Source organism: Escherichia sp. KS167_9B (assembly GCF_030295215.1).
In the GTDB taxonomy this organism is placed as follows: domain Bacteria; phylum Pseudomonadota; class Gammaproteobacteria; order Enterobacterales; family Enterobacteriaceae; genus Escherichia; species Escherichia coli_F.
In genome coordinates, this window is record NZ_AP025754.1 from 2,726,552 (window position 1) to 2,742,102 (window position 15,551).

At 51.3% G+C, this 15,551-nt stretch carries 13 protein-coding genes and 2 pseudogenes; 4 read left to right on the forward strand and 11 right to left on the reverse strand.

The features are described 5' to 3' along the window. Window positions 1–11: 11 nt before the first annotated feature. From menH to QUE34_RS13590, 5 genes are all read right to left on the reverse strand, one after another. Complete coding sequence (gene menH / locus QUE34_RS13570) at window positions 12–770, reverse strand: 2-succinyl-6-hydroxy-2,4-cyclohexadiene-1-carboxylate synthase (RefSeq protein WP_103253498.1); 759 nt, start codon at window positions 768–770, stop codon at window positions 12–14. Further along, window positions 767–2,437, reverse strand: a complete 1,671-nt coding sequence (gene menD / locus QUE34_RS13575) for a 2-succinyl-5-enolpyruvyl-6-hydroxy-3-cyclohexene-1-carboxylic-acid synthase (RefSeq protein WP_103253497.1) — start codon at window positions 2,435–2,437, stop codon at window positions 767–769. The genes menH and menD overlap by 4 nt, the downstream gene beginning before the upstream one ends. A gap of 88 nt (window positions 2,438–2,525) precedes the next feature. Beyond that, window positions 2,526–3,821: an isochorismate synthase MenF gene (gene menF, locus QUE34_RS13580; RefSeq protein ID WP_105268390.1), complete on the reverse strand. Its 1,296-nt coding sequence runs from the start codon at window positions 3,819–3,821 to the stop codon at window positions 2,526–2,528. 78 nt (window positions 3,822–3,899) lie between these two features. Continuing rightward, a complete protein-coding gene (elaB, locus tag QUE34_RS13585; RefSeq protein ID WP_000070621.1) occupies window positions 3,900–4,205 on the reverse strand; it encodes a stress response protein ElaB in 306 nt (101 codons plus the stop codon). Window positions 4,206–4,259: 54 nt separating this feature from the next. Further along, complete coding sequence (locus QUE34_RS13590; RefSeq protein ID WP_000574094.1) at window positions 4,260–4,721, reverse strand: GNAT family N-acetyltransferase; 462 nt, start codon at window positions 4,719–4,721, stop codon at window positions 4,260–4,262. Between the two features lie 64 nt (window positions 4,722–4,785). On the opposite strand from QUE34_RS13590, the gene rbn reads away from it, so the two are divergent. The 4 genes and pseudogenes from rbn (at window position 4,786) to QUE34_RS13610 (ending at window position 9,071) form a co-directional block, all read left to right on the forward strand. Continuing rightward, window positions 4,786–5,703 carry a ribonuclease BN gene (gene rbn, locus QUE34_RS13595; RefSeq protein WP_032184809.1) on the forward strand — a complete coding sequence of 306 codons (918 nt, stop codon included), beginning with the start codon at window positions 4,786–4,788 and terminating at the stop codon, window positions 5,701–5,703. Between the two features lie 187 nt (window positions 5,704–5,890). Beyond that, window positions 5,891–7,104, forward strand: a pseudogene (locus QUE34_RS13600) (ElaD/SseL family deubiquitinase). A 398-nt stretch (window positions 7,105–7,502) separates the two neighbouring features. Then, a pseudogene (locus QUE34_RS13605) lies at window positions 7,503–8,465 on the forward strand (M28 family metallopeptidase). 102 nt (window positions 8,466–8,567) lie between these two features. After that, window positions 8,568–9,071, forward strand: coding sequence for a YfbM family protein (locus QUE34_RS13610; RefSeq protein ID WP_000525377.1), 504 nt, complete (start codon window positions 8,568–8,570; stop codon window positions 9,069–9,071). A 66-nt stretch (window positions 9,072–9,137) separates the two neighbouring features. Here the strand turns inward: QUE34_RS13610 and nuoN are convergent, their stop codons facing one another. The 6 genes from nuoN to nuoI all read right to left on the reverse strand — a co-directional run bounded on the left by nuoN (window position 9,138) and on the right by nuoI (window position 15,542). Beyond that, window positions 9,138–10,595 carry an NADH-quinone oxidoreductase subunit NuoN gene (gene nuoN / locus QUE34_RS13615; RefSeq protein WP_001548626.1) on the reverse strand — a complete coding sequence of 486 codons (1,458 nt, stop codon included), beginning with the start codon at window positions 10,593–10,595 and terminating at the stop codon, window positions 9,138–9,140. 6 nt (window positions 10,596–10,601) lie between these two features. Further along, window positions 10,602–12,131: an NADH-quinone oxidoreductase subunit M gene (gene nuoM, locus QUE34_RS13620; protein WP_000926437.1), complete on the reverse strand. Its 1,530-nt coding sequence runs from the start codon at window positions 12,129–12,131 to the stop codon at window positions 10,602–10,604. 165 nt (window positions 12,132–12,296) lie between these two features. Then, window positions 12,297–14,138: an NADH-quinone oxidoreductase subunit L gene (nuoL, locus tag QUE34_RS13625; RefSeq protein WP_001056608.1), complete on the reverse strand. Its 1,842-nt coding sequence runs from the start codon at window positions 14,136–14,138 to the stop codon at window positions 12,297–12,299. Continuing rightward, on the reverse strand, window positions 14,135–14,437 hold the full coding sequence (gene nuoK, locus QUE34_RS13630; RefSeq protein WP_000612644.1) for an NADH-quinone oxidoreductase subunit NuoK: 303 nt from the start codon (window positions 14,435–14,437) through the stop codon (window positions 14,135–14,137). The genes nuoL and nuoK overlap by 4 nt, the downstream gene beginning before the upstream one ends. Continuing rightward, window positions 14,434–14,988, reverse strand: coding sequence for an NADH-quinone oxidoreductase subunit J (nuoJ, locus tag QUE34_RS13635; protein WP_000393511.1), 555 nt, complete (start codon window positions 14,986–14,988; stop codon window positions 14,434–14,436). The genes nuoK and nuoJ overlap by 4 nt, the downstream gene beginning before the upstream one ends. Window positions 14,989–14,999: 11 nt before the next feature. After that, window positions 15,000–15,542: an NADH-quinone oxidoreductase subunit NuoI gene (gene nuoI, locus QUE34_RS13640; protein WP_000172749.1), complete on the reverse strand. Its 543-nt coding sequence runs from the start codon at window positions 15,540–15,542 to the stop codon at window positions 15,000–15,002. Between the last annotated feature and the right edge of the window lie 9 nt (window positions 15,543–15,551).

Below are 15,551 nucleotides of genomic sequence, written 5' to 3' on the forward strand. Positions count from 1 at the left end.
GTGTCCTTTAGTCAGAAACGCAAGATCTGCGCCAGACTTGCGATTACGCCAGCGGGATTTTCCCGGTGCGCGTTATGTCCGGCGCGAGGAATGACATGGCAGTCGGCAGCCAGTTCCGCCGCCAGAGCGCGGAATTTGCTGTCACGTTCACCACATAAATAATAAAACGCAAATGTGCGGGCGCTAAGGTTAGCACGTAAATCAGGCTGGACGGCGAGAGAAGTGGCCTCCAGCATAGTAGCAAGCGTTACACCGTTATTGTGGCTACGCAGCGCCACCAGCTCCCGGCGTTGATCGTCATTGAGCGAGGCAAAGACAGGCTGTTGATACCAGTCGGCAAATACCGCCGTTAATGGTTCTGTGCGAAAACGCTGCGCCCATTGGCGATCGGAAAGCAGACGTTCCGTGCGTTGTTCAGCACTTTGCAATCCCGGATGCCCGCCTTCGATCATAACCCCACTCAGCCCCGTCATCCCCTGGCAAGCCGCCATCATCGCCACCCGTCCGCCGAGCGAGTACCCCACCAACCAGAAGTTAAGGATGTTGTAACTAACCAGGGTTTTACGCAGTACGTCGGTGACATCAGCAAATCCATCGACGCTAATTGCCGCCGAACCGCCGTGACCTGGGAGATCAACATACAACCGCGAGTAGTCGGCAAACGCCTCGCCCACTTCTTGCCATTCCTGGCAATCGCCGGAAAAACCGTGCAAAAACACCAGCCAGGGTAAACCTGGTTTGCCGTGTTTTGCCTGCGCGTGCAGGATCATAAATGGCTTACCTGCGCCAGCAGTTGCTGGAGGGTCTGCGCGCCATCGGTGTCGTTAACCACCATTTCAATTACCGTGGTGGTCGGCGTACGCCAGGCGTCGGCAAGTGCCGTTTCAAGTTCCTGCCAGTTTTGCGGACGATGATATTTCAGCTCGAACATCGCGGCGGCGTGCTCAAAATGGACGTTTTGCGGCATCAGATAGAAACGCTCACGCTCACTTTTCGGTGTCGGCAGCAGCGAGAAAATTTGCCCGCCGTTGTTGTTCACCACAATTAATACCAGCGGCGCGGAAACCTGGCGCAATAGCGCCAGCGCGTTGAGATCGTAAAGTGCTGAGAGATCGCCCACAATCGCCAGCGTCGGTTTGCCACTGGCCCGCTGAACGCCTGCGGCGGTCGAAAGCAGTCCGTCGATACCGCTGGCCCCACGGTTGCTGTACACCGGGTAACCTGCCGGAAGTTGCGAAAGCGCATCAATCAGACGTACCACCAGGCTGTTACCGACAAACAATTGCCCCTGTTCAGGCAGATAGTCGCTGATGCGATGCGCCAGTTGCGCTTCGCCAAACGCATCGCGACGGGCAATAACCGCCTGCATTGCCTGTTCCGCCAGGCGCGGGATTTCAACGCACCAGGGCTGGCGTTTTTCTGCCGGATGCAGCTCCAGCCAGTCGGCAATATTGGCAATTAAGCGGCGTCCGCGATGGTGTGCCGGATCAAGTCGACCTTCAATGTCATCAACAATCCAGTACTCTTCTGGTTCACAGCTTGCCTGCCATTGCAGGAGCCGTTTGCCCGTCAGGCTGCTGCCCAGTTGCACCACAATCTGCGCCTGTTGCAGTTCGCTGGTCGCTTTGGCATTGCCTAACCAGAGATCGGCACACGGCAGCGGCTGTCCGGTTTGCGACAGGACGTCGCCAATCAGCGGCCAGCCAAGAGTTTGCGCCCACAGAGCAACTTTTTTGCCCTCTTCCGCACTCATGCGACCAGCAACTACCACGCCGCGCTTTTGTCGCCAGAAGAACCAGTCACGCTGTTTTTCACTTTCCAGACGAGGCGCTTCACGCAGCCACGGTTTATCGTCCTGCCACCAGTCGCCAAGACGCTGTTGCCAACTAAGCCCGGTGTCGTCCATCTCGCCATATAGCGGTTCAGCAAACGGGCAGTTGATATGGACTCCTCCAGCATGAAGCGTACCAAGGGCGTGGTCGATAGTAGAGACCAGCCAACGGGCAGAAATATCCTGCGTCGGGCGCGGCAGTGAAATGCTATGCGTAGGATGAGAGGCGAACATTCCCGGTTGACGAATCGCCTGATTCGCACCGCAGTCAATGAGCTCCGGCGGGCGATCGGCAGTTAGCAGGATCAGTTTTTCTCCGGTTAACCCAGCTTCAATCAATGCCGGATAGAGATTCGCAACCGCCGTACCGGAGGTCACTATCACCGCCACCGGCTGCTTGCTGACTTTCGCCAGCCCCAGCGCCAGATGCCCCAGTCCACGCTCATCAAAATGGGTGTGGTGAATGAATGCGGAATTCTCCGCTGCCGCTAACGTTAACGGTGTAGAACGCGAGCCAGGGGCGAGACAAATGTGTCTGACGCCGTGACGCGTTAATGCTTCCAGAATGACCGCCGCCCAGCGTCGGTTAAATGCGCTTACTGACATGAGTTTGTCCGGTATCAATATTGCGGCTAAGTATAAGGAGCTACAAAAATAGATTATTGATATGAATCGGTAATGATGCGACTCATTACTATTCCATTTGTAATAAAGTACGCAGCCCTGCCGCTTTGTTGTCGATTTCCTGCCACTCTTGCTCGGGGTCGGAGCCACGGACAATGCCCGCGCCAGCATATAACCGCACGACATTGCCGCTAATTTTTGCTGAGCGCAGGGAAACGCAGAATTCGCTTTGTTGTAACGAAAGATAGCCCGCGGAACCGGCATACCATTCACGGGTGAACGGTTCGTGACGGGCGATAAACTGCCGCGCCAGGTCACGCGGTAAGCCCGCAACCGCGGCCGTTGGCTGCAACTGATGTAAACAGATCACATCATCCGCTTTGTTGAGTGAAGTCCAGATACAGCGGCGCAGATGCTGCACTTTACGCAGACGCAGTACCTGCGGTGGTAAAACATCCAGCGTCTGGGTATCGGCCTGCAATCGTTGGCAGATATCTTCCACCACCAGCATGTTCTCGCGCTGGTTTTTATCATCCGCCATCAGCCACTCACCTAACTGCTGCGCCTGCTTATCATCAGGATGATTTGCTACCGTTCCCGCCAGCGCTTCAGTACGCAGCGCTTTGGCACGCCGCCGCCATAGCCGTTCCGGTGAAGAGCCAAGAAAAGCATTGTCGCTATCAAAGGCCATGTAAAAATGGTAGCAGTTCAGATTGAGCCGACGACTGGCAGCCATCATTGCTGCCGCATTGACCGGACTTGCGAAATGCAGGTCAGTCGCCCGAGCAATAACCACTTTGTCGAGTTCACCTTCGGTGATGGTTTTCGTTGCCAGTTCGATTAATTGCGTCCAGCCCGTTTTGTCCGGCCAGTGTTGTTCTCGCGTGGTGGTTAAATGTAACCCTGGCAGGGGCTTGATACTCACCAGTGTAGCGATAAATTCTTTTGCCTTTATCGCATCGTGCTGAAGGGAGCTTTCGCTGAATAGAGTCAGCCGCAGCGTGGCTTTACCGCCACAACGTCGCCATTCCAGGCGTGGTAAAAGTAAATTGCCCTGCGACGGGTCAAACGCATTCAGCCCCCAGATGCGTAAGTCGGCGTGTTCCGGGTGCTGACGAAGAAAACGTTGTGCCTGGTCCAACGACGTAAAATGGGTAATCGCGCCCAGGACGGCAGCTTCTTCATCACCATTACGTTGTTGCCAGTAGAATTGCGGATACGTTTGCTGACTGGCCAGCCAGCTCAAGGCATCAAAAGCATCTTTGAGAGGGAAAGGAGTATCAATAACCCGAATGCCGGGTGTCGCTGGAATCTCTTGCGACAAAAGGCGCAGTAGATTTTCCAGCGCCGTAGTGAGTGATTGCACGCGGACCTCTCCCTGTTAAAAGCCTCACATTATACGGGGTACTACAAAAAAAATGCAGTACCCCGGTGTAGGGAGGTTTTAACGGCGTGCCAGCAACAGTCCTAATACCAGCCCAACGGCCGCGCCCACCCCAATTCCTTGCCAGGGTTTTTCGTGGACGTAGTCATCAGCACGATAAACAGCCTGCTTCGCCCGATAGTAATAACTGTCTGAAGCCTGGCTAACCCGTTTTTTCACATCATCCAGCGCTTTTTCTGCACGCGCTTTCAGCTCAACATATTTCTGATCGGCGGGATCGCCAGAGGAGCGGAGCACCTCTTCCAGTGTTTCACTAAGCAGCGTCAGGTCGTCATCGATACGTGTATCACCAAACTGATTAGACATTCTCGTTCTCCATTTGCGTAAAACCTGTCACTAACTATAGACAATGGTTATTGATTACGCCTGAATTACCTCGCGTGCCATCCCAATGTGTGGGATACCATCTTCTTCATAGACTTCCGTCACAGGGATAAAGCCAAAACTTTGGTAGAAGTTTTGCAGATGCGCCTGCGCCCCGAGGTAAACAGGTTTATCAGGCCAGTGACGCGTACATGTTTCGAGTGTTTTACTCATCAGCTGCTGCCCCACTTTTTCGCCACGCAACGCTTCACTGACAATCACCCGACCTATAACGACCGGCTCAAGATCATCATCACTTTTCAGAATCCTCGCATACGCCACCAGTTCATCATTTTTCCAACCGAGAATATGGCGATTATCCCCCGTCAAATCATCACCATCGATATCCTGATAAGGGCAATTCTGCTCGACAACAAACACCGCGCAACGCAGTTGTAATAAGGCATAAAGCTGGGAAACCGATAATTCAGAGTGATGCAGATCTTGCCATTCAATCATAATGCTCTCCTTTTAGATGTATGCCTTATACTAGCCGGAATATTTTTTGAAACGTGATGAACTCATGGAATTAATTTTTTTAGGTACTTCAGCCGGTGTGCCAACCCGTACGCGCAATGTCACGGCAATATTGCTTAACCTGCAACATCCGACCCGGAGCGGTCTTTGGTTGTTTGACTGCGGTGAAGGCACCCAGCATCAGCTACTGCATACCGCCTTTAACCCTGGAAAACTGGACAAGATTTTTATCAGTCACCTTCATGGCGATCATCTCTTTGGTTTACCCGGCTTGCTGTGCAGTCGTTCTATGTCTGGTATTGTCCAACCCTTAACGATTTATGGTCCGCAAGGTCTCCGTGAATTTGTGGAGACTGCGCTGCGGATTAGCGGCTCATGGACCGATTATCCGCTGGAAATTGTCGAAATTGGCGCTGGCGAAATTTTCGATGATGGCCTGCGCAAAGTAACCGCTTATCCGCTGGAACACCCACTGGAATGTTATGGCTATCGTATTGAAGAACATGATAAACCGGGTGCATTAAATGCCCAGGCATTAAAAGCTGCTGGCGTGCCGCCTGGCCCACTGTTTCAGGCATTAAAAGCGGGCAAAACAATCACGCTGGAAGATGGAAGGCAGATTAACGGCGCAGATTACTTAGCTGCTCCAGTGCCAGGTAAAGCGCTCGCTATTTTCGGCGATACCGGCCCCTGCGATGCCGCACTTGACCTGGCTAAAGGTGTCGATGTCATGGTGCACGAAGCGACGCTGGATATAACCATGGAAGCCAAAGCCAATAGTCGCGGTCATAGCTCTACACGCCAGGCTGCGACACTGGCCCGTGAGGCTGGAGTCGGTAAGCTAATCATTACCCACGTCAGCTCGCGCTATGATGACAAAGGTTGTCAGCACCTGTTACGTGAATGCAGGTCAATTTTCCCGGCGACTGAACTGGCGAATGATTTCACCGTGTTTAACGTTTAACTCTGCCTATTATTAAAAACAGGGCGAAACTTGCCCTGTTATCGTAACCCGCGCTACATATATCCACCCACACGGGCATATTGAGCGATTTTTGATATTTATTCATCTCCTTACGCACTATATTCAGAGCAATAAGTTGCCTCTTTTTATCTTCATTCAGCACAACCTTTGCAACTAAAAGGAGCCTATGATGGTTACAGTTGTCAGCAATTATTGTCAATTATCTCAAACCCAACTCAGTCAGACATTTGCAGAAAAATTTACTGTGACCGATGAATTACTGCAGTCTTTAAAAAAAACAGCGTTATCCGGAGATGAAGAAAGTATTGAGTTACTGCATAACATTGCGTTAGGTTATGATGAATTTGGAAAAAAAGCTGAAGATATTCTTTACCATATTGTTAGAAACCCAACAAATGATACCCTATCGATTATCAAGCTTATAAAAAATGCCTGTTTAAAATTATATAATTTGGCACATACCGCAACCAAACACCCCCTCAAATCACATGATTCAGATAATCTCCTGTTCAAAAAACTATTCTCCCCGTCAAAATTAATGACAATTATCGGTGAGGACATTCCTCTCATATCAGAAAAACAGTCGCTTTCAAAGGTACTTTTAAATGATAAGAATAATGAACTGAGCGATGGTACAAACTTCTGGGATAAAAATCGTCAATTAACCACGGATGAAATAGATTGCTATCTTCAGAAGATCGCCGCTAATGCAAAAAATACTCAAGTCAATTATCCTACTGGTCTCTACCTCCCCGATTCCAACAGCACTTACCTGGAAATCGCTCTCAATGATAATATTAAGAGCGATCCATCATGGCCGAAAGAAGTCCAGTTATTCCCCATAAATACTGGCGGACACTGGATATTAGTTTCGCTACAAAAAATAGTTAATGAAAAAAATAACACACAACAAATAAAATGCGTCATATTCAACTCATTACGTGCACTAGGCCATGATAAAGAAAATTCACTTAAGCGTGTCATTAATAGTTTCAATTCTAAATTCATGGGGGAAATGCCGAATAATAAGAATATAACAGATCATTTAACTGAACAAGAGATAACATTTTTACATGCCGATCTTCAGCAATACTTAAGCCAAAGTTGCGGTGCATTTGTGTGCATGGCAGCCAAAGAAGTGATTGAACAAAGGGAAAGCAATTCTGACAGCGCTCCCTATACGTTATTAAAAAACTATGCTGACAGATTTAAAAAATATTCAGCAGAAGAGCAGTACGAAATTGATTTTCAACATCGACTGACAAACAGAAATTGTTATTTAGATAAATATGGCGATGCAAATATCAATCATTATTATAAAGACTTAGAATAAAACACTCACAACCCAAAAATAGATCATCAGGAAAAAGAGTAAGTTAACATCATTGTTAGTCAATTCGACCAGTCAGCAAATATGCTGACTGATCGAACATAGTTTGCTAAAAAGTCATCACTGACCGATGTCAGTCACACCATCCGCCAGTTCAATCTACGGGTATTTCCAGCGTATCGCGGCACGCGATTGCTGGTCTGTTGATGTAGTGGATTGTAGTTGCTGACTTTTCTTACCCTCAGATTTCTGCCCCCTGTCAATTCAATCTACCAATAAATAACATAATTATTTTTTATTTCTCATATGAATTCCTTTTTAAAATAGCGAACCCACTGAAAAAATACTTTTTGTATATTACTACCAACCGTAATAAAATAAACGCTCATAACTCATTAAAATAATAATGAAATAACGCCCTTTATTGATAATTTACATATGAAAAAAAATAACACCTCTTTGTTTTATATCATTACTACTATCACTTCCTTTTATTATTTTTTATCAACCCTGGGTCAATGCATTACCGCCAACGCCCCGACACGCAAGTCCTGAGCAATTAGAAAAAACAGTTCGTTATCTTACACAAACTGTGCATCCACGTAGTGCCGACAATATTGATAATCTGAAAAGGTCCGCAGAGTATATAAAAGAGGTCTTTATCAGTAGCGGTGCCAGAGTTACCGCGCAGGACGTCCCCATTACGGATGGCCCCTACAAAAATATTGTAGCTGATTATGGTCTTGCCAATGGACCGCTGATTATTATTGGTGCGCACTATGACTCTGCCAGCAGTTTTGAAAACGATCAATTAACCTATACGCCTGGCGCGGATGATAACGCCAGCGGCGTAGCAGGATTACTTGAACTGGCACGTTTGTTACAGCAGCAAGCGCCGAAAACAGGCGTGCAGCTGGTCGCCTATGCGTCGGAAGAACCGCCCTTCTTTCGTAGCAATGAAATGGGGAGCGCGGTACATGCAGCTTCGCTTAATCGCCCAGTACAGTTAATGATTTCTCTGGAGATGATTGGCTATTACGACTCTGCGCCTGGAAGCCAGGATTATCCTTACCCGGCAATGTCCTAGCTTTATCCCGATCGGGGAGACTTTATTGCCGTGGTCGGCAGAATGCAGGATATCAACGCCGTTCGTCAGCTAAAAGCGGCATTGTTGTCATCTCAGGATTTATCTGTTTATTCTATGAATGCCCCAGGGTTTATTCCCGGTATTGATTTCTCTGATCACCTTAATTATTGGCAACACGATATTCCCGCCGTAATGATTACCGACACCGCTTTTTATCGTAATAAACAATACCACTTGCCCGGTGATACCGCAGACAGATTGAATTATCAGAAAATGGCTCAGGTAGTGGATGGGGTTATAACTTTGTTATACAACAGTAAATAATAAAAATTTCTCGAGGCGGGTCCAGAAAAAGCGACATGTACATTTTATTTTCCCTCGTCTGTTTTAAGATGCGAAACATGAAATTCAACGGAGGAAAATAAAATGGGAATGATTGGCTATTTTGCAGAAATTGACTCAGAAAAGATTAACCAACTTCTTGAGTCTACTCAAAAACCTTTGATGGATAATATACATGACACGCTTTCAGGATTACGCCGACTGGATATTGATAAACGCTGGGATTTTTTACACTTTGGGCTGACAGGCACCTCTGCTTTTGATCCCGCGAAGAATGATCCGCTGAGTCGTGCCGTGCTTGGTGAACACAGCCTCGAAGATGGCATAGATGGATTCCTGGGATTGACCTGGAATCAGGAGTTAGCCGCGACAATCGATCGCCTGGAATCACTGGATCGAAGTGAGCTGCGTAAACAGTTTTCCATTAAACGACTCAATGAAATGGAGATTTACCCTGGTGTGACTTTTTCAGAAGAGTTAGAGGGGCAACTCTTTGCTTCGATCATGCTGGATATGGAAAAGCTGATTAGTGCGTATCGACGTATGCTGCGACAGGGGAATCATGCGCTGACGGTTATTGTTGGGTGATGGGGTCAGGGCACCAAAAAAAACCGCCGAACATGTCGGCGGCTTTCTGACTTACGAACTGACAGCTTACATCAGCGGCATGGCTAACCGCACAATGCTAATCAGCGGTTGTGGCCATACACCCAGCACCAGTACCAACAGTGCAGAGATCAGCACCACGATACCGCCCGCGCTGTACTGCCAGTTTGATGGTGCATCGCGACCCGGTTGTTCCGGGGCGTGCAGGTATAAGCTCACCGCTACGCGCAGGTAGTAGTAGAGGCCGATTGCCGAACCGACAACCACCGCACCCACCAGCCACCACAAGTGTGCCTGGACACCGACCGCCAGCACATAGAACTTACCGATAAAGCCCAGCGTCATTGGGATACCCGCCAGTGACAGCATCATCACCGTCATCACTGCCGCGAGGATCGGACGATGCCAGAACAGACCGCGGTAAGAGAACAGGGAATCAGCATCCGGGCCACGGTACGGGCTGGACATCAGGCTGACTACGCCAAATGCGCCGAGGCTGCTGAACAAATAACCCGCCAGGTAAACCCCTACCGCTTCCATCGACATCTCGCCGGTTTGCAGCGCAATCAGCGCCACCAGCAGATAGCCGAGGTGAGAGATAGACGAGTAACCGAGCAGACGTTTGATGTTGGTCTGGCTCAGTGCCATCAGGTTACCGAAGATGATAGAGGCAAAGGCGATAATCGCCAGCACCACGCGAATCGCTTCGCTGTCACCCACTGGTGCGTAAAGGAACAGACGCATCACCACGCCGAAGATAGCGATTTTGCTCGCCGTCGCCAGGAAGGTAGAAACCGGCGCAGGCGCGCCCTGGTATACGTCTGGTGTCCACAGGTGGAACGGCACCAGAGAGAGCTTGAAGCCGAGGCCGACAATCATCAGGCCAAAACCTGCCAGCAACAGCGGCTCGTTGAGCATGCCGTCGCCAAGGTTTTTACCCAGTGCAACGAACGACAGGTCGCCAGACTGCGCGTACACCAGTGCCATACCAAACAGCAGGAAAGAAGACGCTGCAGCAGAAAGGATGGTGTATTTGATACTGGCTTCCAGCGAACGTTTCTGGCGGAAAGCGTAACCGACCAGGCCAAACAGCGGCAGAGAGATCAGTTCAATACCGAGGAACAGAGACGCCAGGTGATTGGCATTCGCCAGCAGGATCCCGCCCAGAGCGGCAATTAACACCAACAGGTAGAACTCGTCCTTGTTGTCGTTATAGCCTTCAAGCCACGGGTAGGCGAAAGTACAGGTGGCGAGGCTCGCCAACAATACAAGCCCAGTGTAAAGCATGGCGAAACCATCAACGCGTATCAGCGGCGTAACGTCCATAGCACCCGCCTGGCCGACAAACCAGAGCGAAACCAGCGCCGCGTTAAGCCCAATAACCGAGAGCGTAGCGTTGAGGAAATGATTGCGTCGCCACGCAATGGAGAGCATCACAACCACCACCGTCAAGCCGACGATCAGCAACGGTAGCAGTGCGATCAGGTTTTGTGGAGTTATTGTCATGGCGATTTACGGCCTTGTAGTAGTAACGGAATTAACAAACCACTGCTGGATATTGCCAATCGCGGAGTGCGAGGTATCCAGAATCGGCTGCGGATAGAAGCCCAGCAGTACCAGCAGCACCACCAGCAACAGGATCATAAACAGCTCACGCAGCGACATCCCTGGCAGTTCCTGGCTGGCAATCTGGCTTTTCGCTTTACCGAAGTAAGCGCGATGCAACATCGCCAGCGAATAAACAGATGCAAAGACTAGCCCAAAGGTAGAGATAACGGTAATCACCGGGACAACCTGGAAGCTGCCGAACAGAATCATAAATTCGCCGACGAAGTTACCGGTGCCCGGCATCCCAAGCGTTGCCACCGCAAAGAACAGTGACAGTGCTGGCAGCCATTTCATCTTGCTCCACAGACCGCCCATCATGCGCATGTCGCGGGTATGGATACGTTCATAAAGCTGACCGCAGAGAATAAACAGACCCGCTGCCGACAAGCCGTGCGCAATCATCTGGATTACCGCGCCCTGGTAGGCCAACTGGCTGCCGGTGTAGATAGCAATCAGCACAAAGCCCATGTGGGAAACCGAGGTGTAGGCGATCAGACGTTTGATATCGGTCTGGGCGAAGGCCATCCACGCACCGTAGAAGATGCCGATAACACCCAGCCACATAGCGATTGGTGCAAACTCTGCCGACGCGTTCGGGAACAGCGGCAGGGAGAAACGCAGCAAACCGTAAGCGGCAGTTTTCAGCAAGATCCCCGCGAGGTCAACGGAACCGGCAGTCGGTGCCTGAGAGTGCGCATCCGGCAGCCAGCCATGCAGCGGAACCACCGGCATTTTCACTGCGAAGGCGATGAAGAAGCCCAGCATCAGCAGGTATTCCACGCCGTTAGACATCGGCGTATTCAGCAGCTCTTCATAGTTGAAGGTCCAGACGCCAGTCGCATTGTAGTGAACAAAAACCAGCGCCAGGATGGCGATCAGCATCACCAGACCACTCGCCTGGGTGTAAATGAAGAACTTGGTTGCCGCCGTGATACGCGTTTTACCGTCAGAGGCTTTATGCCCCCACAGTGCGATCAGGAAGTACATCGGCACCAGCATCATTTCCCAGAAGAAGAAGAACAGGAACATGTCGATGGCAAGGAACACGCCGATAACGCCGCCCAGGATCCACATCAGGTTGAGGTGGAAGAAGCCCTGATATTTTTCGATCTCTTTCCACGAACAGAGTACCGCCAGCACACCGAGCAGACCGGTCAGCACGACCATCAGCAGCGATAGCCCGTCAATGGCGAGATGGATAGAGATACCAAAACGCGGGATCCACGGCATGTCGAATTCAGACTGCCACTGCGGAATTCCGGCGGATTGCGTCAGTGAATAACCGCCCTGCAACCACAGTTGCAGCGACAGCGCCAGCGTCAATCCCATGGTGATCAGCGCGATCCAGCGCGGCACCTTGACGCCAAAGCGTTCGGTCTGCCAGCACAGGAAGCCGCCGATAAAGGGAATTAATATTAGCCAGGGTAGTAACATGGCGATCTTTATTCCTTGTAAAAGTCCCGTCAGGACCGGATTTTCAACGAATTCTCACGACAGAAAATTCTCTTCGGATTGTGGTTGTAGTGTCGGATGCGCCGCGAAGGCGGCTTATCCGACCTACGTTCTTATATGCCCAGGGGCAAGCCCACAATCCTTAACTCAACGCAGTACCATCAACAGTGCCAGCACCACGACCGCACCGATGCTCATGGATGCCACATACCAGCGCAGATAACCGTTCTCGCTTAACAGCAGACCTTTACCTGCAAAGCGGGAAAGGACAGCCGGGATGTTCATCATTGAGTTCAGCGGATCGCGTTTCAGCAACCAGGCAATACCCAGGAACGGCTTGACGAACACTTTGTCGTACAGCCAGTCAAAGCCCCAGGCGTTGTACCACCAGGTACCCAGCAGACGGCCCGGCGCACTGTTGGCGATGGAGGTCACCAGAGTACGTTTACCCAGCCACAGCCAGGCTGCCAGCAGAATACCAACCACCGCGACCACGCCAGAGGTAATTTCCAGGGTCAACATGCTGCCGTGCGCCAGTTCCGTAGTTTGCGGAAGCACGCCCTGCAGCGGCGGTACAATCAGTGCGCCAACGAAGGTGGAAAGGATCAGCAGCACAATCAGCGGCAGGCTGTGAGTAATCCCTTTCACGGCGTGAGCGTGAATTTGTTCTTTCCCGTGGAAGACGATGAAAATCATACGGAAGGTGTAGAGCGAGGTCATAAACGCACCGACCAGACCTGCCACCATCAGATTGATATGACCATTCGCCATCGCACCCGCGAGGATCTCATCCTTACTGAAGAAGCCCGCAGTAACCAGCGGCAGTGCCGACAGTGCTGCACCACCCACCAGGAAGCAGAGATAAACCAGCGGAATAGATTTACGCAGACCGCCCATCTTGAAGATGTTCTGTTCGTGATGGCAGGCCAGAATGACGGAACCGGATGCCAGGAACAGCAGCGCTTTAAAGAACGCGTGGGTCATCAAGTGGAAAATCGCCGCATCCCATGCCTGTACGCCAAGCGCGAGGAACATGTAGCCAATCTGGCTCATGGTAGAGTAAGCGAGAACACGTTTGATATCGGTCTGTACCAGCGCGGCAAAACCGGCCAGCAGCAGCGTAACTGCCCCGACAATACCCACCAGATGCAGAACTTCTGGTGTCATCAGGAACAGGCCGTGGGTACGGGCGATCAGGTAGACACCCGCGGTTACCATTGTTGCAGCGTGGATCAGCGCGGAGACAGGCGTCGGGCCCGCCATCGCGTCGGCAAGCCATGTCTGCAACGGTAGCTGCGCAGATTTACCAACCGCACCGCCCAGCAGCATCAGCGTCGCCCACATCAGCATGTTATTGCCGTCAGCAAAGTGCGCGGGTGCCAGTTCCACCATTTCACGGAAGTTCAGGGTGCCCAGTTCGTTGTAGAGAATGAACAGCGCGAAAGCGAGGAACACGTCACCCACACGGGTCACGACAAACGCTTTCATTGCCGCTGCGCCATTCTTCGGATCGGTGTAATAGAAACCGATCAACAGATAGGAGCACAGGCCCACGCCTTCCCAGCCGAGGTACATCAGCAGCAGGTTGTCGGCAAGAACCAGAACCACCATGCTGGCGATGAACAGGTTGGTGTAGGCGAAGAAGCGAGAGTAGCCCTCTTCACCACGCATATACCAGGAGGCGTACATGTGAATAAGGAAACCGACACCGGTGACCACCGAGAGCATGGTCAGCGACAGGCCGTCCAGCACCAGATTGAAACCGATGTTAAAGTCGCCTACCGACATCCATGTCCACAGTGGCTGGCTGTATGCCTGCTCACCGTTAGCGAAGAAGTCAACGCCGATAAAGGCAGTTACCAGCGCCGCCAGGCCCACAGAGCCTACGCCCACGATCGCCGAGACGTTTTCAGACCAGCGCCCACGGGAGAACGCCAGCAGGACGAAGCCAATCAATGGCAAAATAATGGTTAAGGCAAGCATGTTCATCCGCGCATCTCACTTACTGAATCGATGTTCAGGTTCTGGCGACGACGGTGAAGTTGCAGCAGCAGCGCAAGGCCGATACTCGCTTCCGCCGCCGCGAGGCTGATGGCGAGAATGTACATCACCTGACCGTCGGTCTGGCCCCAGTAGCTTCCGGCGACCACAAAGGCCAGCGCAGAGGCGTTAATCATGATTTCCAGACCAATCAGCATAAAAAGCAGATTGCGACGGATAACCAGACCGGTTAAGCCAAGAACGAATAAGATTGCCGCGAGGATCAGTCCATGTTGTAAGGGGATCATGCGTGCTCCTCCGTTTTTCTTTTCGCGCTGTCGTCTTTACGATTGCTCAGCACTTCACCCGCACGCTCTTCACGACCGACGTGGAAGGCCACAACCAGACCAGCCAGCAGCAGCATAGAAGCCAGTTCCACCGCCAGTACGTAAGGCCCGAACAGCGTAATACCCACTGCTTTAGCACTGATTGGCGTACCGTCGATACCCTGATCGTTAACACCGAGAATGGCGTAAACAATCACCACCAGCATGATGGCTGACAAAATTGCCGGACCAATCCACACCTGCGGTTTCAGCCACTGGCGTTCCTGTTCGATTTCCGAACCGCCCAGGTTGAGCATCATCACCACGAACACGAACAGCACCATAATGGCACCCGCGTAGACGATAATTTCCAGCGCACCGGCGAAGTAAGCGCCCAATGAGAAGAACACCCCGGAAATCGCCAGCAGCGAAATAATCAGGTACAGCAATGCGTGTACCGGATTGGTATGGGTGATCACTCGCAAGGTCGCAAGTATGGCTATCAGGCCACAGATATAAAAAGCGAACTCCATTGCCCCTCTCCTTACGGTAACAGGCTCTTGACGTCGATAGGCTTGGCTTCGTTCTCTGCTTCGCCCTTATCTTTGCCGTCGATTGCCATACCTGCCATCCGGTAGAAGTTATATTCCGGGTATTTGCCCGGACCGGAGATCAGCAGATCCTCTTTCTCATAAACCAGATCCTGGCGCTTGTATTCCCCCATTTCGAAATCCGGGGTTAACTGAATCGCCGTAGTCGGACAGGCTTCTTCGCACAGACCACAGAAAATGCAGCGTGAGAAGTTGATGCGGAAAAATTCCGGATACCAGCGACCGTCTTTGGTTTCTGCTTTTTGCAGCGAGATACAGCCGACCGGGCAGGCTACCGCGCAGAGGTTACAGGCTACGCAACGCTCTTCGCCGTCCGGGTCGCGGGTCAGAACGATGCGACCACGATAACGGGGCGGCAGATAGACCGGCTCTTCCGGGTACATTCGCGTTTCGCGTTTGGCGAACGCGTGCAGGCCGATCATCCAGATACTACGAACCTGGGTGCCGAAACCTACTAACAATTCTTTTAAGGTCATGGTCTTAGT

Coding starts and splice junctions, on each gene's coding strand:
- menH (WP_103253498.1), bottom strand. CDS start 770: ATGATCCTGCACGCGCAGGCAAAACACGGCAAACCAGGTTTACCCTGG.
- menD (WP_103253497.1), bottom strand. CDS start 2,437: ATGTCAGTAAGCGCATTTAACCGACGCTGGGCGGCGGTCATTCTGGAA.
- elaB (WP_000070621.1), bottom strand. CDS start 4,205: ATGTCTAATCAGTTTGGTGATACACGTATCGATGACGACCTGACGCTG.
- QUE34_RS13590 (WP_000574094.1), bottom strand. CDS start 4,721: ATGATTGAATGGCAAGATCTGCATCACTCTGAATTATCGGTTTCCCAG.
- rbn (WP_032184809.1), top strand. CDS start 4,786: ATGGAATTAATTTTTTTAGGTACTTCAGCCGGTGTGCCAACCCGTACG.
- QUE34_RS13610 (WP_000525377.1), top strand. CDS start 8,568: ATGGGAATGATTGGCTATTTTGCAGAAATTGACTCAGAAAAGATTAAC.
- nuoN (WP_001548626.1), bottom strand. CDS start 10,595: ATGACAATAACTCCACAAAACCTGATCGCACTGCTACCGTTGCTGATC.
- nuoM (WP_000926437.1), bottom strand. CDS start 12,131: ATGTTACTACCCTGGCTAATATTAATTCCCTTTATCGGCGGCTTCCTG.
- nuoL (WP_001056608.1), bottom strand. CDS start 14,138: ATGAACATGCTTGCCTTAACCATTATTTTGCCATTGATTGGCTTCGTC.
- nuoK (WP_000612644.1), bottom strand. CDS start 14,437: ATGATCCCCTTACAACATGGACTGATCCTCGCGGCAATCTTATTCGTT.
- nuoJ (WP_000393511.1), bottom strand. CDS start 14,988: ATGGAGTTCGCTTTTTATATCTGTGGCCTGATAGCCATACTTGCGACC.
- nuoI (WP_000172749.1), bottom strand. CDS start 15,542: ATGACCTTAAAAGAATTGTTAGTAGGTTTCGGCACCCAGGTTCGTAGT.